Annotated in this window: 19 protein-coding genes; 10 read left to right on the forward strand and 9 right to left on the reverse strand. The window is 74.7% G+C overall.

What is annotated here, in order from left to right:
* Window positions 1-2: 2 nt before the first annotated feature.
* Window positions 3-491, forward strand: coding sequence for a GNAT family N-acetyltransferase (locus Q3W68_RS00245; protein WP_302903555.1), 489 nt, complete (start codon window positions 3-5; stop codon window positions 489-491).
* 19 nt (window positions 492-510) lie between these two features.
* Here the strand turns inward: Q3W68_RS00245 and Q3W68_RS00250 are convergent, their stop codons facing one another.
* Together Q3W68_RS00250 and Q3W68_RS00255 are read right to left on the reverse strand one after the other, a co-directional pair.
* Window positions 511-933, reverse strand: a complete 423-nt coding sequence (locus tag Q3W68_RS00250; protein WP_302903556.1) for an SRPBCC family protein — start codon at window positions 931-933, stop codon at window positions 511-513.
* A 214-nt stretch (window positions 934-1147) separates the two neighbouring features.
* On the reverse strand, window positions 1148-1360 hold the full coding sequence (locus tag Q3W68_RS00255; protein ID WP_302903557.1) for a hypothetical protein: 213 nt from the start codon (window positions 1358-1360) through the stop codon (window positions 1148-1150).
* Window positions 1361-1496: 136 nt separating this feature from the next.
* Between Q3W68_RS00255 and Q3W68_RS00260 the strand changes: the two genes are divergently transcribed.
* Window positions 1497-2609: an ATP-dependent DNA ligase gene (locus tag Q3W68_RS00260; RefSeq protein WP_302903558.1), complete on the forward strand. Its 1113-nt coding sequence runs from the start codon at window positions 1497-1499 to the stop codon at window positions 2607-2609.
* Window positions 2610-2628: 19 nt separating this feature from the next.
* Complete coding sequence (locus Q3W68_RS00265) at window positions 2629-4233, forward strand: alpha/beta hydrolase (protein WP_302904914.1); 1605 nt, start codon at window positions 2629-2631, stop codon at window positions 4231-4233.
* Window positions 4234-4277: 44 nt separating this feature from the next.
* Here the strand turns inward: Q3W68_RS00265 and Q3W68_RS00270 are convergent, their stop codons facing one another.
* Complete coding sequence (locus Q3W68_RS00270) at window positions 4278-5552, reverse strand: YncE family protein (RefSeq protein WP_302903559.1); 1275 nt, start codon at window positions 5550-5552, stop codon at window positions 4278-4280.
* A gap of 163 nt (window positions 5553-5715) precedes the next feature.
* Between Q3W68_RS00270 and Q3W68_RS00275 the strand changes: the two genes are divergently transcribed.
* Together Q3W68_RS00275 and Q3W68_RS00280 are read left to right on the forward strand one after the other, a co-directional pair.
* Window positions 5716-6864: a helix-turn-helix domain-containing protein gene (locus Q3W68_RS00275; RefSeq protein WP_302903560.1), complete on the forward strand. Its 1149-nt coding sequence runs from the start codon at window positions 5716-5718 to the stop codon at window positions 6862-6864.
* A gap of 78 nt (window positions 6865-6942) precedes the next feature.
* Window positions 6943-7395, forward strand: a complete 453-nt coding sequence (locus Q3W68_RS00280) for a GNAT family N-acetyltransferase (RefSeq protein WP_302903561.1) — start codon at window positions 6943-6945, stop codon at window positions 7393-7395.
* A 90-nt stretch (window positions 7396-7485) separates the two neighbouring features.
* On the opposite strand, the gene Q3W68_RS00285 is transcribed toward Q3W68_RS00280, so the two are convergent.
* From Q3W68_RS00285 to ligD, 5 genes are all read right to left on the reverse strand, one after another.
* The gene (locus Q3W68_RS00285; protein WP_302903562.1) at window positions 7486-8211 is read right to left on the reverse strand and encodes an ABC transporter ATP-binding protein; all 726 of its coding nucleotides are present in this window, start codon (window positions 8209-8211) and stop codon (window positions 7486-7488) included.
* On the reverse strand, window positions 8211-9245 hold the full coding sequence (locus tag Q3W68_RS00290; protein WP_302903563.1) for an ABC transporter ATP-binding protein: 1035 nt from the start codon (window positions 9243-9245) through the stop codon (window positions 8211-8213). Before Q3W68_RS00290 ends, Q3W68_RS00285 begins: the two co-directional genes overlap by 1 nt.
* Window position 9246: 1 nt before the next feature.
* Entirely contained in the window at window positions 9247-11970 is a 2724-nt protein-coding gene (locus Q3W68_RS00295; protein WP_302903564.1) for an FtsX-like permease family protein, read from the reverse strand.
* Window positions 11967-15152 carry an FtsX-like permease family protein gene (locus Q3W68_RS00300; protein WP_302903565.1) on the reverse strand — a complete coding sequence of 1062 codons (3186 nt, stop codon included), beginning with the start codon at window positions 15150-15152 and terminating at the stop codon, window positions 11967-11969. The genes Q3W68_RS00295 and Q3W68_RS00300 overlap by 4 nt, the downstream gene beginning before the upstream one ends.
* 229 nt (window positions 15153-15381) lie before the next feature.
* Window positions 15382-16407 carry a non-homologous end-joining DNA ligase gene (gene ligD, locus Q3W68_RS00305; protein WP_302903566.1) on the reverse strand — a complete coding sequence of 342 codons (1026 nt, stop codon included), beginning with the start codon at window positions 16405-16407 and terminating at the stop codon, window positions 15382-15384.
* Window positions 16408-16454: 47 nt separating this feature from the next.
* Between ligD and msrB the strand changes: the two genes are divergently transcribed.
* Window positions 16455-16865 (forward strand): peptide-methionine (R)-S-oxide reductase MsrB, encoded by a 411-nt coding sequence (msrB, locus tag Q3W68_RS00310; protein WP_013284828.1) that lies wholly within the window; start codon window positions 16455-16457, stop codon window positions 16863-16865.
* A gap of 8 nt (window positions 16866-16873) precedes the next feature.
* Here the strand turns inward: msrB and Q3W68_RS00315 are convergent, their stop codons facing one another.
* Window positions 16874-17149: an isoamylase early set domain-containing protein gene (locus Q3W68_RS00315; protein WP_151500414.1), complete on the reverse strand. Its 276-nt coding sequence runs from the start codon at window positions 17147-17149 to the stop codon at window positions 16874-16876.
* Window positions 17150-17304: 155 nt separating this feature from the next.
* Here Q3W68_RS00315 and Q3W68_RS00320 point away from each other — a divergent pair, with 155 nt between their 5' ends.
* The 4 genes from Q3W68_RS00320 to Q3W68_RS00335 all read left to right on the forward strand — a co-directional run bounded on the left by Q3W68_RS00320 (window position 17305) and on the right by Q3W68_RS00335 (window position 20107).
* Window positions 17305-17565, forward strand: a complete 261-nt coding sequence (locus Q3W68_RS00320) for a Prokaryotic metallothionein (protein ID WP_208578018.1) — start codon at window positions 17305-17307, stop codon at window positions 17563-17565.
* A 53-nt stretch (window positions 17566-17618) separates the two neighbouring features.
* Window positions 17619-18296 (forward strand): hypothetical protein, encoded by a 678-nt coding sequence (locus Q3W68_RS00325; RefSeq protein ID WP_302903567.1) that lies wholly within the window; start codon window positions 17619-17621, stop codon window positions 18294-18296.
* 160 nt (window positions 18297-18456) lie between these two features.
* Window positions 18457-18900, forward strand: coding sequence for a GNAT family N-acetyltransferase (locus Q3W68_RS00330; RefSeq protein ID WP_302903568.1), 444 nt, complete (start codon window positions 18457-18459; stop codon window positions 18898-18900).
* A 106-nt stretch (window positions 18901-19006) separates the two neighbouring features.
* Entirely contained in the window at window positions 19007-20107 is a 1101-nt protein-coding gene (locus Q3W68_RS00335; RefSeq protein ID WP_302903569.1) for a lytic polysaccharide monooxygenase, read from the forward strand.
* Window positions 20108-20184: the final 77 nt, after the last annotated feature.

Here is a 20184-nt window from a genome sequence, read left to right on the forward strand (position 1 = left end):
CGGTGACCGACGTGACCATCGCCCCCGCCGATCCCGCCGACGCCGGTGAGATCCTCACCGTGCAGCGTGCCGCGTACCTGGTGGAGGCGCAGCGCTACCGGGACGTGTTCCTGCCCCCGCTGACCGAGACGCTGGACGAGGTACGGGCGGCGCTGGCCGGCCCGGACGTGGTGCTCGCCGCCCGGCGCGGCACCCGTCTGGTCGGCTCGGTACGCGCCCGCCTCGACGGCGACACCGCCCACGTCGGCCGCCTCTCGGTCGCCCCCGACCAGCAGGGCCGGGGCGTCGGCGGGCGGCTGCTGGACGCCGTCGAGCACGCCTGCGCCGGCCGGGTGACCCGGTTCGCGCTGTTCACCGGCGCGGACAGCGCGGCGAACCTGTCCCTGTACGCCGGCCGCGGCTATCGGGTGGTGTCGCACCGGCCGGACGAGAACGGCAACCGCCTCGCCGTGCTGGAGAAGACGGCCCCGGGGTCTCCCGGCGGAGCCTGAGCGTCCGCTCGGGCGCCGGTCAGCGGGCCTCGCAGCGGCGCCTGAGGCCGTCCGCCTCCTGCCGCAGGTAGCGGCGCATCATCGAGCCGGCCAGCAACCCGACCGGTCCGGCCAGCGGCCCGGTCTGCACCAGGACCAGTTCGGCCCGGGTCCGCCCGTCCTCCAGCGGGATCAGCCGGTGCTCACCACGGGTGCGTACGCCGGGGCTCGCCGACTCCCAGGCGAACGAGTACGGCGGATAGATCTCGACGACCCGCCACACCGCCGGGCGCAGCCGGGGCTGCTCCAGCCGGGCGGTGGCGCCGAGGACCAGCGGGCCGGGTTCCAGCCGGCGGGCGGCGGTGACCGACGGCGTCCACTCCGGCCAACGCTCGACGTCGCTCTGCACCGCCCAGACCCGGTCGAGGTCGGCGTCGATATCGACGGACTCGGTGAACCGCATGGGCCTTTTTCCTCCCCCGTGGACGGTCCACTCAGCCTATGCCCCGGCCTCGCCCCACCGCCGCCCCGCGTCCGTCCCCTCGCGCCTCGCTCGGCTGGTTGCCACGTGGAGTGCCTCCTGCAATGCGAGATTCGCGTTCCGTGAAGTGGGATCGGTGGAGATCTTGGTACGAAAGGGCCCCTATGGGGGCCGTTTGGTACCAAGATCTCGACGGTCAGGCGGCTTCGCGGAGGTCGGCCAGGGTGACCGGGGCGTAGCGCTTCAGCAGGCGTTCCAGCTCGGCGACCGAGCCGACCTCGCCGAGGACGTTCGCGCCGCCGCCGTGCTCGGGCGGGTAGCGGTGCGCCAGCCGGTAGCGGTAGCGGCCGCGGATCAGCTCGACGCTGACCCGCCAGCGCCCGCAGCATCCGCAACTCCACTCCGGCACGCCGCGACGGTAGCTCTGACCTGCGGTTTCACCATTCGGGCGGCGGTGACGAACGCGGCCGGGACGGGACACGCCGCCCGGCCACCGGCGGTGATCTGCCTCACCACTGTCGGTGGGGTCTGGTTGACTGGTCGCCGTGGACCTGCCGATCAACCCTCCGGTCGAGCCGATGCTGGCCAAGAGCGTGGCCGAGCTGCCCACCGATGACGGCCTGACCTACGAGCCGAAGTGGGACGGCTTCCGCTGCATCGTGTTCCGCGACGGCGACGAGGTCGAGCTGGCCAGCCGGGGCGGCAAGTCGATGACGCGCTACTTCCCCGAGGTGGTCGAGCAGGCCCGGCGGCAGCTCCCGCCCCGGTGCGCGGTCGACGGCGAGCTGATCGTGATCCGCCGGGACGGCCCGGGCGGGCAGCCGCGACTCGACTTCGAGCTGCTGGCCCAGCGCATCCACCCGGCCGCCTCCCGGGTGAAGCTGCTGGCCGAGACCACCCCGGCCGACTTCGTCGCGTTCGACCTGCTGGCGATCGACGACGAGCTGCTCACGGATCAGCCCTATCCCCGGCGCCGCGAGCGGCTGGAGCAGGCGCTGTCCGGGGTGCGCCCGCCGGTGCACGTCACCCAGGTGACCACCGACCCGGAGACGGCCCGCCGCTGGTTCGACGTGTTCGAGGGCGCCGGGCTGGACGGGCTGATCGTCAAGCCGGCCGACCTGCCGTACGAGCCGGGCAAGCGGCTCATGTTCAAGGTCAAGCACGCCCGCACGATGGACGCGGTGGTGGCCGGTTTCCGCTGGCACAAGTCCGGTCCGGTGGTCGGCTCGCTGCTGCTCGGCCTCTACGACGACGACGGCGTGCTGCACCACATCGGCGTCAGCTCCTCGTTCACCATGGCCCGCCGCAAGGAGCTGCTCGACGAACTGGAGCCCTACCGCGACGTCGGCGGCGAGCACCCGTGGGTGCACGGCGACCACGAGCGGGGTCAGCGCATCCCGGGCGGGGTGAGCCGGTGGACCGGCGGCAAGAACCTGGAGTGGGAGCCGCTGCGCCCGGCGCTGGTGGTCGAGGTGGCGTACGACGCGATGGAGGGCGACCGGCTGCGGCACACCGCCCGGTTCCTGCGCTGGCGGCCCGACCGCGATCCCCGCTCCTGCGACTACGGCCAGCTCGACCGCCCGATCCGCTACGACGTCGACGAGGTGCTGCGCGGCGATCCGGCGGCGACGGTCGGTGACACCCGCGGCCGGGCGTAGCCTGACGGTCGACACGATCATGGAGGGCGCCCACGTGACCCGCTTCCCCGACCGGACCCGCCGGTTCCGGCCCGTCCTGGCCGCGTTCGTCGCGGCGGTGGTGCTCACCGCCGGCTGCACGCTGCCGGCGTTCGCCCCGCGCGCCGAGAGCGAGGGCGAGGCGGCCCCGCCGGGCACCGCGCCCCAGTGGCGGGCCTGCCCGGAGGTGCCCGACGAGCTGGTCGGGCGGGGCGCGGCGGACATGCGCTACGACTGCGCCCGGATCGCCGTGCCGCGTAACTGGGGCGCCGGGGCCACCACCGGCGCGACCGCCGGGCCGGGCGCCGGCGAGACGTTCGAGATCGCGCTGATCCGGGCCCGCTCGACCAAGCAGCGCGACCGGATCGGCTCGCTGGTGATCAACCCGGGCGGTCCCGGCGCGTCCGGCGTCGACACCGCCGTCTACCTGTCCTTCGGCCCGGCGTTCGGCGGTCTGCCCACGGCCGTCACCGACCGGTTCGACATCGTCGGCTTCGACCCGCGCGGGGTGGCCCGGTCCAGCCCGGTCAAGTGCATCTCCGACGCCGACCTGGACGCCAGCTTCGGCTATGACCCCGACCCGGAGAGCCAGTCGTCGTTCGACGGCTTCGTCGGGCTCAACCGGCGCATCGGCGAGCGGTGCGGCGCGAAGTACGGCGACCAGCTCCCGCTCTACGGCACCGAGCAGGCCGCGCGGGACATGGACGCGGTCCGCGCGGCGGTCGGCGACGACAAGCTGACCTACCTCGGCTACTCCTACGGCACGCTGCTCGGCGCCACCTACGCGCAGCTCTACCCGCAGCGCGTGCGCGCCCTGGTGCTCGACGGCGCGGTCGATCCGCGGCAGAAGCTGATCGCCGGGTCGGAGAGCCAGGCGAAGGGCTTCGAGCGGGCGTTCGACAACTTCACCAGGTGGTGCGCGGCGAACGCCGGCCGCTGCCCGATCGCACCGGACGCCCGGGGTGCGGTCACGGACGCGATCGCCAAGGCGAAGGCCTCCCCGGTCCGTGCGCAGGACGGCCGCAAGGCCACCGCCGGGTGGGTCTTCTACGCGGTGATCTCCTCGCTCTACACCGAGCAGGGCTGGCAGGAACTGGCCCGGGCGATCGACGACCTGCAGGGCGGTGACCCGGACGGCGTGTTCAAGCTGGCCGACTCGTACGCGGGCCGCGAACCCGACGGGCACTACTCCAACCTGTTCGACGCCAACCTGGCGGTCAACTGCGCCGACGAGACCGAGAAGCCGACCCGCGAGCAGGTCCGCTCGCTGCAGTCGCAGTGGCGGCAGAAGTATCCGCTGTTCGGCCCCGCCCTGGCGGTGGGGATGCTGGGCTGCGTGGAGTGGCCCGGCGAGCGGGATCCGTACCCGACGGGCCGGGCCGACGGTGCCCCGCCGATCCTGGTCGTCGGCACCACAGGTGACCCGGCCACGCCGTACGAGCAGACGCCCGCGCTCGCGTCCATGCTCGGTGTGGGACGGGTGCTGACCTGGGAGGGCGAGGGGCACACCGCCTACCCGCAGACGTCGTGCGTGACGTCGACAGTCGACGCGTACCTGATCTCGCTCACCGTCCCCCGGGAGGGGCTGCGCTGCCCCGCCCGGTGACGGTCAGCCGGCGGCCGGGGTCCGGACGCCGGCCGGGCCGCCGGTCAGCCGGCGGCCGGGGGCGTCCAGCCCTCCGGGATGTGCCCGATCCGGACGCGCTGGGGGTGGTCGCCGACCGGGACGCTCGCGACCTTCTGCCCGGTCGCGAAGTTGATCGCGGTGACCTGGTCCGCGCCGGATTCGGAGATCACACAGTCCCGGCCGTCCCCGCTGACGGTGGCCCAGTACGGCTTGCTCGCGGGCACCAGCGGGCCCTCCCGCAGCGTGGCGCGGTCCATCACGGTGGCGTAGTCGTCCATGGTGCCGGCGACGCAGATCCGGGTGCCGTCGGGGCTCATCGACAGGCCGTGGTGGCGGGAGTCGTTGACCCAGGTGGTGCGGTCCTCGCTGGTGGCCGGGTTCTTCGGCAGCGTGGCGACGCGGGTGACCCGGTCGGTGGCCACGTCGTACTCGACCACGCCGTTGAAGAAGGACACCTGGAAGTAGAGCCGGCTGCCGTCCGGGGTGAACACGGCCGGGCGGACCGCGTCGGAGAGGTCCCGGCGGCCGGCGGCGTCCAGCCGGTCCCGCATGTCGATCACCTTGACCACCTGGTAGGTGCTGGTGTCGGCGACGGTGATGCGGCGGTCCCCCTTGGTCCAGTCGAGCCACGGCGCGTCCAGGTCGGTGTTGACCTCGCCGATGGACATGTTCCACAGCCGGGTGCCGCCGTCGGTGTAGACGTTCTCGTGCGGCTTGTCGCCGGCGCCGAACGAGCCGAGCTGCGCGCCGGTGCGGATGTCCAGCACGTGCACCGTGTTGGACGTGGACGCGGAGACCGCGACGCGGGTCCCGTCGGGCGAGACGGCCATGTGGTCGGCGCGGTAGCCGGAGACCGGGAACCGCCAGCGCAGCGCACCCGTGGCGAGGTCGATCGAGACGACGTCGGCGAAGCTGGGCCGGGACACCACGAGCGCGGTGCCGTCCGGCGTGGTGTACATGTCGTCGATGAGCTGGTCGTGCCCCTCTCCCGGGCCCTGCCGGATGCCGAGGAAGAACGCCAGCTTGATCGGGTTGAGGTAGATCTCGCGCAGCCGCGCGGCACGGTCCGGGATCACGTTGATCCGGCCGAGCTTGGCGTAGTCGCCACGGGACCTGATGACGTCGGCGGTGCCGTCCCAGTTGTTGCCGACGAACATCACCTCCTGGAGCGCGACCGCGGCGGCGGCCGGCGCGGGGGCCGTCACCAGCGGCGTGGGCGCGACCAGGGCGAGCGCGGCCAGGACGGCGAGGCCGGCGCGGCGGCGGGAGCGGGACGGGCGCTGTGGCACGGTTTTCATGGACGCCTCCTGGCAGCCGGCAGAACATCGACGTTTCTCAGTGGCGCGAGCGGTGTTACCTTGCGGTAACAACCAGGAGAGCAACCGGCCGGCCGCCGGGGCTAGGGAGCTGGTGCCAACGCCCTCGCGGCCCGGTTGTGCCGCGTCGACAACGGGAGGCGGTGTGGCCCGGACCGGGAACGTCCCCACGTTCGGCGCGCTGCTGCGCGACCTGTCCGCCGACCCGGCCGCCGTCGACGAGGTGGCGCGGGCCGCCCGCGCGGACTCCCCCGAGGTGGCCCGGCTGCCCGCCGACGAGGTACGCCGCCAGGTCGTCCTGCTGCTGACCAGCGGTCTCGGTGCCCTGGAACGCCACGAGGATCCGGCCGGGCGGGACTTCGCCGAGGCCCGCCGGCTGGGCGCGGACCGGGCGGCGCAGGGCGTCTCCGTCGCCGGTCTGCTGCGCGGCGTGCAGGCCGGGCGGGACCGGGCGGTGGAGCTGGTGGTCCGGCACGGCCGGGCCGCCGGCATCCCCGACGAGGTGCTGCTGGAGGGGCTGCTCACGATCGGCCGGTACGCCGCGGCGGTGGAGCGGGCGGTGGTCGACGGGCACCGCAGCGCCGAGCGGGAACTGGTACGCACCGGCGCGGCGGCCCGGGCGCACCTGCTGCGGCGGCTGCTGCGTGACGGCCCCGCGGGCCTGCCCCCGGCCGAGCTGACCCGGTTCGGGCTGCGGCCGGAAGGGCGCTACCACTGCCTGGTCGCCGCGCCACCGGACCCGGTCCGGGCGTACGCCCTGCACCGGCAGCTCACCGCGCGGGGCGGCCTGCTCGGCACGGTCGGGGACCGGCTGGCCGGGCTGCTCCCCCGGCCCCCCGAGGCCGTACCGGCCGACCTCCTGACGCTTGTGGCGCCCGCGCAGCCGCTGGCGCGGGCCCCGGCCATGTACGCGCTCTGCCTGGCGGCGCTGGCCACGGCGGCGAACCGGCGGCTGCGCGGGCTGCGTCGGGTCACCGACTTGGCCGGGGAGACCGCGTTCGCCGCCCAGCCGCTGCTGGCCGAGCTGCTGCGGGGCACGCTGCTCGGCGCGCTCGACCCGGCCGACGGCTTCCACCGGGAGCTGGCCGGCACCGCGCTCGCCTGGCTGCACCACGGTCAGCGGCTGGACCAGACGGCCGCCGCGCTGCACGTCCACCCGAACACGGTGCGCTACCGGCTGCGGCGGCTGCGGGAGCTGACCGGCGGGCCGCCGGTCGAGGAGGGGGCGCGGTGCGCGGTGCCGGAGACCGTCCACTGGTGGTGGGCGCTGCGGAGCTGGCTGGACGGCGGCTGATGACGCCACCTACCTCGGCGTCAGACCAGCCGGGCGCCCGGGCCACACCGGCACGAGGCGCTGTGCCAGGCTGGCCGGGTGACCGAGGTGACCTTCCGCGAGGCGGTCCGCGCCGACCTGCCCGCCGTGCTCGCGCTGCTCGCCGACGACGTGCTGGGCCGCACCCGCGACCTGCCCGAGGTGGACGAGGCGTACGAGCGGGCCTTCGCCGACCTGGATGCCGACCCGCGCAACCAGCTGATCGTCGCCGACGACGGCGGGGAGCTGGTCGGCTGCTTCCAGCTCACGTACATCCCGGGGCTGGGCCGGCACGGTGCCGAACGGTGCCTGATCGAGTCGGTGCGGGTCCGTTCCGACCGGCGCGGTCGCGGGCTGGGCGGGACGATGATGCGCTGGGCGATCGACCAGGCCCGCGAGCGCGGCTGCGCGCTGGTGCAGCTCACCACCGACAAGCAACGCGCCGACGCGCACCGGTTCTACCGCGACCTGGGCTTCGTCGCCAGCCACGAGGGCATGAAGCTGGCACTCTGACCGGGCCGCGACCCGGCACCGGACCGCCACCCGACGGCGCGCGATCCGGCACCGGGCCGCCACCCGACGGCGGGCGGCCCGGCGCCCGGATCAGTCCTCCGCGACGAGCCGGCCGTCGCGCAGCGTGAGCGTCCGGTCGGCCAGCTCGATCAGCGCCGGGTCGTGCGTGGCCACGAGCGCGGTCATGCCCCGGGCATGCACCACCGCCCGGAGCAGATCCATGATCGACCGTCCGGTCTCGGAGTCGAGCTGGCCGGTCGGCTCGTCGGCGATCAGCAGGTCCGGTTCGTTCGCCAGCGCCCGGGCCACCGCCACGCGCTGCTGCTGGCCGCCGGACAGCTCGTACGGGCGCTGCGCGGCGTGCCCGCCCAGCCCGACCAGCTCCAGCAGCACCGCCACCCGCTGCTCCCGCTCGGCCGCCGGCACCTTGGCCAGCCGCAGCGGCACCCCGACGTTCTCCGCCGCGGACAGGATCGGGACCAGGCCGAACGTCTGGAACACGAATCCGATCGTGCCCCGGCGCAACGACAGCAGCTCCCGCTCACCGGCCGCTGTGACGTCGTGCCCGGCCACCCGGATCAGGCCGGAGTCCGGGCGGTCCAGGCCGCCGACCAGGTTCAGCAGCGTGGTCTTGCCGGCGCCGGAGCGGCCCCGGACGGCGACCAGCTCGCCGCGTCCCGCCGTGAACGAGACGTCCCGCACGGCGTGCACGGCGTGCTCGCCCCTGCCGAAGGTGCGGCTCACCCCCTCCACCCGGACCACGTCCTCGACGGCCGACGCCGGCACCGCCGGCAGCACCACTGTCTGGTCGGTCATCACTCACTCTCCTCGCCGTGCGCCCGGCCGCCGGGGCGCACCTCGACGTGGTCGGGTTCCAGGTTGAGCCGGACCCGGTCGCGCAGGGACAGCGCCTCCACGAACTGCGCCGGCAGCTGCATCCGGCCGGTGCGGTCCAGCACCGCGTACTCCTCGCTGACCATCTCGGTGCCGCCGTCGGCCGTCACGCGCGCGGTCCGGCGTACCTCGGAGGCGGTCCGGCCGTCGCGGATCGCGACGGTACGGCGGACCTGGCCGGCCACGGCGTGGTCGTGGGTGACCACCACGATGGTGACCCCCAGTTCGGCGTTGATGGTGCGCAGCGCGGCGAAGACCTCGGCGCCTGTGGCCTCGTCCAGCTCGCCCGTCGGCTCGTCGGCGAAGAGGATCTCCGGATCGTTCGCCACCGCCACGGCGACCGCGCAGCGCTGCTGCTCGCCGCCGCTCATCTGGCCCGGCCGGCGGTCCGCGCAGTAGCCGACGCCCACCATGTCCAGCAGCTCACGGGCCCGTTCCCGCCGCTTGCGCCCGCCGCCGGCCCGTCCGGCCAGCTTCATCGGCAGCTCCACGTTCTCCAGCGCGGTCAGGTACGGCAGCAGGTTGCGGCCGGTCTGCTGCCAGATGAACCCGACCACGTCCCGCCGGTACGCCAGCCGCCGCTTGTTCGACAGCGACAGCAGGTCGTAGTCGGCGACCCGGGCGATCCCGGCGGTGGGGGTGTCCAGTCCGGACAGGATGTTCAGCAGCGTCGACTTGCCGGAGCCGGAGGCGCCGACGATCGCGACCAGCTCACCCCGGTCGATGACCAGGTCGAGGCCCTGGAGGGCGACGACCTCGACGCCCTCCGTCTTGAAGATGCGCACCAGGCCGTCGCAGACGATGTGCCCGCGCAGCCGGTCGCGCCCGCCGGCCCGTTCGGCGGCGCGCTGCGCGGCCCGCTGTTGCAGTGCCGCCAGGTCCGGTACGGCGGACGACGGCTCGTCGCGCGGCGTGAGACGCGCCGGGCCCGGATGGCCGGAAGCGGTCGCGGTCATGTCAGCTCTCCTCTCCGAGCCGCAGCACCTCACCGAGGCGCAACCGGCGGTTGTTCACGGCTTCCACTGTGATCGCGAAGCCGAGGGCCAGCATGGCCAGGACCGACACCCCGGCCACCAGGCCGGGTTCGAAACTCGGGCGCACGTCCACGCCCCCGGTGAAGGCGGGCAGTCCGAGCACCGGTGTGAGCAGCAGCGGCAGCAACGCGCCGACCACCGCTCCGGTGAGCACCGACACCAGCACCAGCGGCGTCAGCTCCACCATCAGCAGTCCGCGCCACTGCCTGCGGGACAGGCCCATGGTGCGCAGCCGGGACAGGACCTGCCCGCGCGAGCGGGCCCCGGCGAGCACGGCGAGCGCGAGCCCGAGCAACCCCAGTGCGGCGCCGCCCCCGGCACCGAGCACGAACCCGAACACCAGCAGGCCGTTCACGCCGCTGCCGCCCAGGTCGGCGCGCACTGCCGAACGGGCCGTCACCTCCGGCGCGCGGGCCTTGTCCCCGGTACCGACCCCGCCGATGCGCAGGTAGCGGTTCTGCCCCTCACGCGCGACCCGGTCCACCTCGGCCGTGTCCACGCCCGCGCCGGCCAGCACGAACCCGGTGGGGGCGAGCTGGTGCGGCGCGCCGGCCGGCAACGCCGGCCACGGCAGCACCACGAACCGGCCTACGCCCTCTCCCACGAGCGTGAACTCGTCCACTGTGGCGGCGGTCCGCACCGGCAGCCGGTTGCCCTGCACGTCCAGCCAGGCGGGCCGCTCACCCCGGGCGTCGGCGAGCCCGGCGTCGGCCAGGTCCTCGGCCACCGCGGGGGACACCAGCGCCGGCAGCGGCGTGCTCGCGTCGGTGCGGGCCCGCACCGGGTCGGGCACGTCCACCGGTACGCCGGCCTGCCGTGCCACCTCGGCGAACCGCTCCCCGTCCACGAGCACCACGCGCATCTCGGTGACCGGGGCGGGACGTCCGGCGCGGTCGGCGTAGGGACGTTCGGCCGGCACCGTGAGCAGCGGCGCGACAGCGCGTACCCCGGGCAGTTCGGCCAGCTTCTCGGCGGTGTCCGGCGTGAAGCGCTCCCCGCGTACCAGCAGGTCACCCGGCACGGCCCGGGCGGCGGCGGTGTCCCGGCCGGTCTCGATGCCGGTCGCCACCACGCCGCAGAACGCGGCGGTGGCGACGGCCAGCACCACCACGACCAGCGGCCCGGTGGTCGCGGCCCGGCCCGCGCGGGCGGTGCCGAGGAACGCGACGCTGCCGCGCGCCCGTGCGGCGACGCGGCTGACCAGCCGCAACGGCCAGGGGTACGCGCGCAGCGCCAGCAGCGCCGCCGCGATCGCCAGCAGCACCGGCACCGAGACGAGCAGCGGGTCCACCGAACCGGCGGTGAGCCCGCGCCGGCGCAGCAGGAACGCGCCGAGCACGGCGAGCCCGAGCACCGCCACCTCGACGGTGAGCCGGACGGCGGGCGACCGGCCGCCCAGGTCCGAGCGGCCACCGGCCCGGCGGCCGACCGCGAGCGCGGCCAGCGGTGGCAGCAGCGTGGCCAGGAGCCCGGCGATCACCACCCAGCGCCACGACGCCCCGGTGCCGGGCAGCAGCCCGCCGAGCAGCCAGCCGATCCCGGCCGCGGCCGGCAGCACCAGCAGCGACTCGGCCAGGCCGCGACGTAGCACCGCCCCGGTCGAGCCGCCGCGTGCCCGGATCAGGTGGAACTCGGCGCGGCGGCGGCGCGCGGCCAGCCGGGCGGCCAGCAGCGTCAGCCCGGCCAGCGTGGCGAGCAGCCCGGCCGCGATGACCGCGAGCAGGGTGCGGGCGGCGGCGAGCGAGTCGGCGAAGCGCCGCAGCGGGATGTCCACGCCCTGGCTGAGGGTCGCCACGGCGGGACGGCTCCGCTCCAGCCCGTCGACACCGGCGATCAGCGCGTCGAGGCGGCCCGCTTCGAGCCGGTCCGGGGCGATCCGGTACCGCCAGCCGAAGCTGACCGGCCAGCCGGTAGCGACGGCCTCGTCGACGCCGCCGTCGGCGGTGTAGGCGACGCCCACGAACGGGTCGCCGTCGCCCTCGGGCGGGGTGAGCTTGAGCATCGACGGCAGCGTGTCCCAGACGCCGTCGGCCGGGTCGTTCGGCCGCCACACGCCGACCAGTTGGACCGGGAGGGACTTGAGCACGTTGTCGTCCGGGTCGAGGATCAGGAGCAGGAACCGGTCGCCGCTCTGCACGCCGAGCGTGCCGGCGATCGTCTCGGCGAGCGTCACCTCGACCGTGCGGGCCGGGGCGACGGGACGTTCCGGCCACCGCCCGCCGACCAGGGTGGCCGCCTCCTTGATGCCGGTACCGGCGCGCAGGTGCAGGTCGATGAGGCCCTTCCCGGGGGCGAGCGTCGGGCCGCGCAGCCGTCCGGGGACGGTCTGGGCGACGTACCAGCGCTGACCGATGGCGCCCCGGACCTCGGCGGGCATCGCCTCCTCGATCCCGGCCAGCTCGGCCGCGTTACCTGACACGGCGGTCCGGGCCGACGGCGGGAACGCGGTCGGCGCGGTGCTGTACGTGAGGTCACGGCGGGCCACCGGCTGCCCGGCCACGTACTCGGTGAGCCCCTGCCCGGTCAGCCGGTCGGCGACCCGGGGCACGCCGGTGATCAGCAGGGCGGTCACCAGGGTCAGGACGGCGAGCAGCAGGAACTGCCCCCCGTACGCGCGAACCCGGCGCGCGGCACCAGGAAGGCTCATCGTTCTCCTCCGATCCGGAGCTGCGCGGCGGCGACCCGCTGGCGGATGCCTGTGGTGATGAGGGCGGCGAAGGCGAGCGCGGCGAGCAGCAGCCCGGCGGCTGTCGTCCCGATCGGCACCCAGGGCACTGTGAAGGCCGCCTCGGGCACCGGCCGGCCGGCGGCCGGGGTGAGGATCACCAGCGGCACCATGGTCGCCGCGACGAGGGCGCCGACGAGCATGCCGACGCCGACGCCGATCGCGGCCAGGAACGTCTGTTCCGCGAGGTACGCGCGTGCCAGCAGCCGGGTGTTCGCGCCGAGCGTGTTGAACACGGCGAACTCGGTGAGCCGGCGCCGGGTGGTGGCCCAGACGTCGACCGCCAGGCCGACCAGGGCGAGCAGCACCGAGCCGAGCGCGGCGGCCAGCAGCCCGGTGCGCGCGCCCTGCCAGTACGGATCCTCGGCCGCCTCCGCAGCCACCGCCCGCCGGTCCAGCAGCACCGTGCCGCCGGTCGCGGCGAGCGCGTCAACGGCGGCGGTGTGCCCGCCGGGAGTGGTGCCCAGCCACCACTCGGCCACCGGCCGGACGCCGCCGCTGCGTTCGAGGAGCTGCGTGGTGGCGGTGGGCAGGTCCAGCAGCACCCCGTCGCCCCCGGTGCCGGGCACCGCGGCGACCTGGCCGACCACTGTGACCTCGACCGTCACCTCGGCGACCGACAGCTTGACGGTGTCGCCGGTCTTGAGGCTCATGGCGGCGGCGACGCCGGGGGTGACGAGCACCGGCACCGGACGGTCCGGCGCCTGCGGCACCAGCGCGAACCGGGACGAGGGCACCCGGGCGAACTGCAACAGCCCGGCCGGCACGTCGAAGCCCTGCGTCCCGTCGATCCGGGTCGGGCTCGCCTTGGCGGTGCCGCGCGGCCCGGAGCCCGGGTCGATCACCCGCCACGGCCCCTCCACCGGCACCGGCAGGACCGCTCCGGCGGCGTCGGTGAGCCGCAGCCCGTCCAGGAGCAGCCGATAGGAGCTGCCGGTGGCGTCGCCGCCGTCGGCCTCGAAGCCGGCCAGGCGCAGCGGGGCGCCGCCGCTGTCGGGCAGCGGCATCGAGAAGCGCACCGGCTTTCCGTCACCGCCGGCCTCGGCCAGCCGGACCCGCCAGGTGGCCCCGGCATCGGTGACGAACAACGCGGTCACTGCCACCCGGGGCGGGTCGAACATGCTCTCGACAGGCGTGCGTACGGTGCCGGACAGCGTCTTCGCCCCCTCGGGCAGGACGCCGCCGGCCGGCGCGGTCCGGCCCTTCGCGAGCCGGTCCAGCAGGGCGCCGGTGGACGCGTCACCGCCCGCGTCGTCGAGCCGGATCATCCCCTTCGCGGCGGCGGCGTCGAACGCCACCACTGTCGCCGGCCGGGCCTCGCGACCCAGGCGTACGTCGTCGCGCCAGGCGGGCAGCACCCGCTCCACGCCGGGCACGGCGGCCAGCTGGGCGGCCCGGTCCGCGGGGGCGGTGCCGTCCCGTTCGGTCAGCCGCAGGTCCGCGCCGACCGTGTGCTGCGCCTGGTCGCGCTGCGAGCGTTCCCAGGAGGCGACAAGCGACCAGGCGAGCGTGCTGCCGCCGACGGCGAGCGCGAGCAGCAGCACCGGACCGGCGTGCGGGCGGCGGCCCGCCTGCCACATGCCGAACATGGTGGCGTTCCAGGTCCGCCGGTCGACGAAGCGTTCCGCGATCCGGGTGGTCGGGGGCAGCAGCCGCAGCGCGATCACCGCGCCGGCCAGCACGCCGATGGTGGGCGCGGCGGCCAGCAGCGGGTCGATGCCGAGGCTGCCGTTCGCGCCGGCCAGCGGCGAGGAGTACTGCCGCAGCTGGGTCCAGGCGAGCACGGCGAGCGCCACCAGCGCGATGTCCACGCTCGCCCGCTGCACCGCCGCTCCCCGGGAGGGGCGGGACCGGGCCGCCATGTCGGCGACGTACGTGCCGGCCCGGCGCATCGCCGGCAGCACCATGGCGAGCAGGCAGCCCACCGCCGCACCGACCGCCACCACCCACACCCGGGCCAGGTCGCCGTCGGCCAGCCCCAGGTCCGCGCCCAGGTAGTGGATCGCCTGCCCGGTCAGCGCCGGGGCCAGCAGCAGCGCCGGCGCCACCACGAGCGTCGCCTCGCGTACGGCCAGCCCGGCGATCTGCCCCCGCGCGGCGCCCCGGGCCCGCAGCAGCGCGGTCTGCGCCCGCCGGTCCTCGTTGAGCAGCGCGGCCACCAGCACCAGCGCGTACCCGCCGAGCACCACGATCAGCAGCAGCGGGGTGAGCAGCGCGGACCGGCCCACCAGGTCGGCCCGGCTGAGCCGGTCGACGAGCCGGTCCAGGTGGCTGACCTGCTGTGTCGAGGAGCCCAGGCCGGTGGCCTCGGGCAGCTTCCCGGTGATCTCGTCCAGCGCTGTGGTCACGGCGGGCAGCCGGGCCGGCTCGACCGCCACCAGGTCGGGGTCGACCACCCAGGCCGCCGAGGTGGAGCCGGTGAAGGTACTGGCGAAGTCGGCCGGGTCGAGCGCGAACGGCCCGTACGAGGTGATCTCCGCGTCGCCCTGGCTCTCCCCCACCCCAGGGGCGAGACGCCAGTACGCCTCGGTGGCGTCCCGGGGCCGCCACGTGCCGACGACCACCACAGTGCCGGCACGCTCCGCGCCCCTGTCGTACAGCGGCACCCGCTCCCCGACCTCCAGGCTCAGTTGCGCGGCCACCTTCTCCGGCAACGTCACCTGCAACGGGTTGCTGCCGGGCACCGGCCACGCCCCGGCGGCCAGCTCGGCGTGCGCGGGCAGGTCGTCGAGCGTGGCCAGGTTGGCGAACATCGGGTCGTCGTCGGTACGGGCGGCGCCCACGTCACCGGTCAGTTCCCGCCCGGTGCCGGAGCGGGTCGCGGCCACGGTGACCGGGGCGCCGCCGAGGCCGTTCGCGAACTGTTCCCGTACCGCCCGGTCCCGTTCGGCGAACGCGGCGGCGTCGGCACCGCCGGAGCCGCTGATCAGCAGGCTGCGCTCCTCGGCCGGTGCGGCGTCGAGCACCGCCCGCGCGCCAGCGGAGACCGCCCGGCGGTTGTAGTCGGAGAGCCCGGTGACAAGCGCGACCGCGACGAGTGCCGCGACAGCGGCGGCGAGCAGCAGCCCACGGGCCTCTGTCGCCCGCCTCCACACCAGCTTCATCCGACGTCCTCTCCTGGCCCCGGCGGGCCGATGCCGAGAGAGAGCAGTGACACCCGCCAAAAGGTTCGCGCCCGTTACATGATCGTTATCGGTCCGCCGGCAACGCCTGGGTTGACGCTGCTCACTGAGCCGGGCCGAAAAGGGGACCGTCGGCAGCATCACGGCGCGGGACGTCGCACCCGGGGCTGTTGGAGTGCCCGCCGTCGGCCTGACCGCTACGCGGCGGGCGTCAGGGGCGCGGACGGTCGCGGTCCTTCGACGGCTGGACCCGCTTCGGCTCGCCGGGCATCTTCGGGTACTCCGGCGGGTACGGCATGTCGCCCAGCCCGTCCGCGGCGTCCCGCTCGGCCCACTCCAGCAGCGGCGTGATGTCCCACGCGGAGTCGTCGATGCCGGCGTGCGGGTCGCCGCGCTCGGCGAACCGGGCCGGCACCGTGCCCAGGTGGAAGTCGTCCGGGTCGACCTCGGGCAGTTCGTCCCAGTCGACAGGGGTGGAGACGGTGGCGCGGCCGTTGGCGCGCAGTGAGTACGCGCAGGCGATGGTGCGGTCCCGCGCCATCTGGTTGAAGTCGACGAAGACCCGCTCGCCGCGCTCCTCCTTCCACCAGGCGGTGGTGACCAGCTCGGGGCGGCGGCGTTCCAGCTCCCGGGCCAGCGCGATGGTGGCGCGGCGGACCTCCACGAACGTCCAGCGCGGCTGGATGCGCAGGTAGACATGCACGCCCCGGCCGCCGGACGTCTTCGGCCAGCCGGGCACGCCCAGCTCGTCGAGCAGCCCGCGCAGCTCACCGGCGGCGGTCACCGCGTCGGCGAAGTCGGTGCCGGGCTGCGGATCGAGGTCGACGCGCAGCTCGTCGGGGCGGTCGGTGTCGGCGGCGCGCACCGGCCACGGGTGGAACACCACTGTGCCCATCTGCGCCGCCCAGGCCACGTGCGCCAAATCGGCCGGGCACAGCTCGTCGGCCGGGCGGCCGCTGGGGAAGGCGATCCGCGCGGTGCGCACCCACGGGGGCACGCCCCGCTGCGGCACCCGCTTGGAGAAGAACATCTCCCCCTCGATGCCCTCGGGGAAGCGCTGGAGCGTGGTGGGCCGGTCGCGCAGGGCGCGCATGATCCCGTCGCCCACGGCGAGGTAGTAGCGGAAGACGTCAGCCTTGGTGAAGCCGCGCTGCGGGAAGATCACCCGATCAGGGCTGCTCAGCCGCACGGTGTGCCCCGCTACCTCGATCTCCTCGACCGCACTCCTGCCCGCCATCACGCGACCATATGCGATGCCACCGACACCCGACGTACCGTGGAACGGTGAGTCTTTCCGACAACGAACTGCCCCGTACCGAGGACGAATGGCGCGTCCGGCTGAGCCCCGAGGAGTTCCGGGTGCTCCGCGAGGCCGGCACCGAGGCGCCCTGGACCGGCGAGTACGTCGACACCAAGACCCCCGGCGTCTACCACTGCCGGGCCTGCGGGCTGGAACTGTTCCGCAGCCAGGACAAGTTCGACTCGCACTGCGGCTGGCCGAGCTTCGACGACGCCATCCCGGGTGCGGTCAAGGAGATCCCGGACAACACGCTCGGCATGCGGCGCGTGGAGATCCGCTGCGCGCGTTGCGACAGCCACCTCGGGCACGTCTTCGAGGGTGAGGGCTTCACCCCGAAGGACACCCGGCACTGCGTCAACTCGATCTCGGTGCGGCTGGAGCCCAGCGCCGGCTGACGGCGGCCTCACAGCCGCAGCAGGCCGCCGGCCTCGTCCACCTGGTCGGCGGCCTCGTCGTCCAGCCACACCCCGCCGGTGGCGAGGTAGCGGAAGCGGTACTCCCCCGGCGCGAGCCGGACCGTCACGGTACGGGTGCCGTCGCGGCGCGGCACCAGCTCGTGCCGGCCGGGCTCCCACCCGTTGAAGCAGCCGACCACGCTCACGGTGCCGGCCGGGGTGTCCCGGGGCAGCGAGAACGTCACCCGGGTCTGGTTGCCGAAGAGCTTGTTGCGCTTGATCACGAATCCTCCGGGGATTTTCGGCGGTCACAGGAGTCAACGCGTGACACGCCGGGAGCGACTCGCCGAGGGGCCGGATCAGGTTCCCCGGTTCCGGTTGCTCGAAGGTGTCCTCTGCGCGACTCTCGGATGACAGGTCCGTTTTCGGGGGGTTTCGCATGGCTGCCTGCGAGGTTTGCGGCAACGACTACTGGATGGCGTTCGAGGTCCGTACGGTCGACGGGTCACGGCACACGTTCGACTGCTTCGAGTGCGCGGTACACAAGATGGCGCCGATCTGCGAGCACTGCCAGATCAAGATCGTCGGGCACGGCGTCGAGGTCTCCGGCCGTTTCTTCTGCTGCGCCCACTGCGCCCGCGCCGTCGAGGGCGACCAGGGCGCCGAGGTACGCGACGCGGTCGGCGCCCGCCCCGCCTGACGCGGGCCGCTCCCGGGCGCCACAAACGTCGATCTCCGTCTACCATCCCTCCGGTGTCCCGACGGTTGATCATCGCGGCGGCCCTGGCCGCCACCCTCACCGGCTGCGGTTCCGCCACCGCGCCCGGCGCCGCGACCGCCCCCGATCCGGCCCTCGTCGCGCCCTCACCCACCGACGGCGGCGCCGCCGCGGCGCTGCGCGACCGGTACGCCGCGACCGGCAGCCTGGCCGGCCTGGCCGAGAAGCCCGGGTACGCCAGTGAGCAGCTCGACTCCGACGGTGTGGCCTGTGGTCGCCCGCTGCCCCTGCTCGACCGGCGGCTCGTCGCGTCCACCCGGGTCTTCGTCACGCCGGACGGCACCCCGGCCGGCGAGTTCGTCGAGATCGCCCAGGAGACCGTGGTCTACCCGGACGAGGCGGCCGCCGCGGACGCGGTACGGCAGATCTTCGGCGTGCTGGAGGCGTGCGAGCGCGACGAGGAGGACGGCCAGGTGGCCGCCGGCCACACCGCCGCGGACCTGCCCGCCGGGCTGGGCGTGCCGGGCCGGGCGATGTCGGCGACCATGACCGTGTCCGACGGCACGCGCTTCCCGCACCGCTACGGCTGCCTGCACCACGGTCGCGTGGCCCAGTGCGTCGCGGTCTGGACCCGCTCGGCGGCCGACACCGGCACCTGGTTCGAACGCGCCCTCACCGCCACCGCCACCGGCCTGCGCACGTCGAAGGGCTGAGTCGGCACGCCGGACCGGCAGGCCCGACCGGCGCGCTGAGTCGGCACGCCGGACCGACGCGCCCGCGCGGCACGCCAGACCACGCCGGACCAGCACGCCGGACCGCCGCGCGCCCAGGGTGCCCACCGCCGGCCGGAGACGCGCCGCCTAACCTGGGCCGATGCCCGTCGAGTCCCACCTGGCCGGCTTCGCCGACCTGGACACCCGCACCTTCCACGACCTGCTCCGGCTGCGCATCGACGTGTTCGTGGTCGAGCAGTCCTGCCCGTACCCGGAACTGGACGGCCGGGACGTCGAGCCCGGCACCCGCCACCTGTGGCTGAGCCGCGACGGCGCCGTGGTCGCGTACCTGCGGATCCTGGCCGACCCCGGCGGCGTGGCGCGGATCGGGCGGGTCGTGGTGGCGCCGGCGGCCCGCGGCGCGGGCCTGGCCGGCGCGCTGATGACCGAGGCCCTCGCGGTGGTCGGTGACGGGCCGTGCGTGCTCGACGCGCAGACGCATCTGGTCGGCTTCTACGCCGGGTTCGGCTTCACCGTCGACGGCCCCGGCTACGTCGAGGACGGCATCCCGCACACCCCGATGCGCCGCGACCCGACTCATTGACGTTTGTCGCTTTTTGTGGCAGCGTGCGGGCGGAGCCGCCACGCGGGAGAGGGCAACTCCCGACAGTCCGGGCGTCGTACACCGACACTCTTCCCGGAGGCTTTCCATGTCCACTCCGTACCGCCGCCCGTTACCGCTCGCGGCGGCGATCCTCGGCGTCTGCGCGGTCGTCGCGGCGCTGCTCACCACCGCGTTCTCCGGCCCGGCCGCGGCGCACGGGGCCGTGGTCGACCCGGCGTCGCGCAACTACGGCTGCTGGCAGCGCTGGGGCGGCGACTTCCAGAACCCGGCGATGGCCACCCAGGACCCGATGTGCTGGCAGGCGTGGCAGGCCGACCCGAACGCCATGTGGAACTGGAACGGCCTGTTCCGTGAGGGCGTGGCCGGCAACCACCAGGGCGCCATCCCCGACGGGCAGCTGTGCAGCGGCGGACGCACCCAGAGCGGCCGCTACAACGCCCTCGACACGGTCGGCGCCTGGAAGACCACGTCCGTCTCCAACAGCTTCCGGGTCAAGCTGTTCGACCAGGCCAGCCACGGCGCCGACTACATCCGCGTGTACGTGAGCAAGCAGGGCTACAACGCGCTCACCTCGCCACTGCGCTGGAGCGACCTGGAACTGGTCGGCCAGATCGGCAACACCCCGGCCAGCCAGTGGACGCGCGAGGTGGACGGCGTGTCCATCCAGATCCCTGCGAACGCGCCGGGCCGCACCGGACGGCACGTCGTCTACACCATCTGGCAGGCCAGCCACCTGGACCAGTCCTACTACCTGTGCAGCGACGTGGACTTCGGCGGGGCCGGCCCGACCACCCCGCCGACGAGCACGCCGCCCACCAGCACCCCGCCGACCAGCACCCCGCCCACCAGCACGCCGCCGACCACGCCGAACCCGGCCGGTGGCTGCACCGCGACGTACGCGATCACCGGTTCGTGGGGCGGCGGCTTCCAGGCCGAGGTGAAGGTGACGAACGGCGGCGGTTCACCGATCCGCGGCTGGTCGGTGAGCTGGAACTACCAGAACGGCCAGCAGGTCAACTCGGCGTGGAACGCCACCGTCACCACGAGCGGAACCCTCGTCACGGCGCGAAACGTGGCCTACAACGGCTCGCTCGCGCCTGGTGCCAGCACCTCGTTCGGCTTCACCGGCTCGGCCGGTGCGACGAACCCGGTGCCGAGCATCCTGTCCTGCACGACGACCGCCTGACGGCTGCCGTCCCGGTCGGGGCCCTGCTCGACACCGTCGTGGTGTTAAGCGGGGCCCCTTCCTCTACCGCAGGCGTT

Source organism: Micromonospora sp. C28ISP2-4, from assembly GCF_030519385.1.
Taxonomy (GTDB): domain Bacteria; phylum Actinomycetota; class Actinomycetes; order Mycobacteriales; family Micromonosporaceae; genus Micromonospora; species Micromonospora tulbaghiae.

What these genes read in the sequence shown, in the direction of transcription:
- Q3W68_RS00250 (WP_302903556.1), bottom strand. Translation starts at nt 933, where the DNA reads ATGCGGTTCACCGAGTCCGTCGATATCGACGCCGACCTCGACCGGGTC.
- Q3W68_RS00265 (WP_302904914.1), top strand. Translation starts at nt 2,629, where the DNA reads ATGGAGGGCGCCCACGTGACCCGCTTCCCCGACCGGACCCGCCGGTTC.
- Q3W68_RS00270 (WP_302903559.1), bottom strand. Translation starts at nt 5,552, where the DNA reads ATGAAAACCGTGCCACAGCGCCCGTCCCGCTCCCGCCGCCGCGCCGGC.
- Q3W68_RS00285 (WP_302903562.1), bottom strand. Translation starts at nt 8,211, where the DNA reads ATGACCGACCAGACAGTGGTGCTGCCGGCGGTGCCGGCGTCGGCCGTC.
- Q3W68_RS00290 (WP_302903563.1), bottom strand. Translation starts at nt 9,245, where the DNA reads ATGACCGCGACCGCTTCCGGCCATCCGGGCCCGGCGCGTCTCACGCCG.
- Q3W68_RS00295 (WP_302903564.1), bottom strand. Translation starts at nt 11,970, where the DNA reads ATGAGCCTTCCTGGTGCCGCGCGCCGGGTTCGCGCGTACGGGGGGCAG.
- Q3W68_RS00300 (WP_302903565.1), bottom strand. Translation starts at nt 15,152, where the DNA reads ATGAAGCTGGTGTGGAGGCGGGCGACAGAGGCCCGTGGGCTGCTGCTC.
- ligD (WP_302903566.1), bottom strand. Translation starts at nt 16,407, where the DNA reads ATGGCGGGCAGGAGTGCGGTCGAGGAGATCGAGGTAGCGGGGCACACC.
- Q3W68_RS00320 (WP_208578018.1), top strand. Translation starts at nt 17,305, where the DNA reads ATGGCTGCCTGCGAGGTTTGCGGCAACGACTACTGGATGGCGTTCGAG.
- Q3W68_RS00330 (WP_302903568.1), top strand. Translation starts at nt 18,457, where the DNA reads ATGCCCGTCGAGTCCCACCTGGCCGGCTTCGCCGACCTGGACACCCGC.
- Q3W68_RS00335 (WP_302903569.1), top strand. Translation starts at nt 19,007, where the DNA reads ATGTCCACTCCGTACCGCCGCCCGTTACCGCTCGCGGCGGCGATCCTC.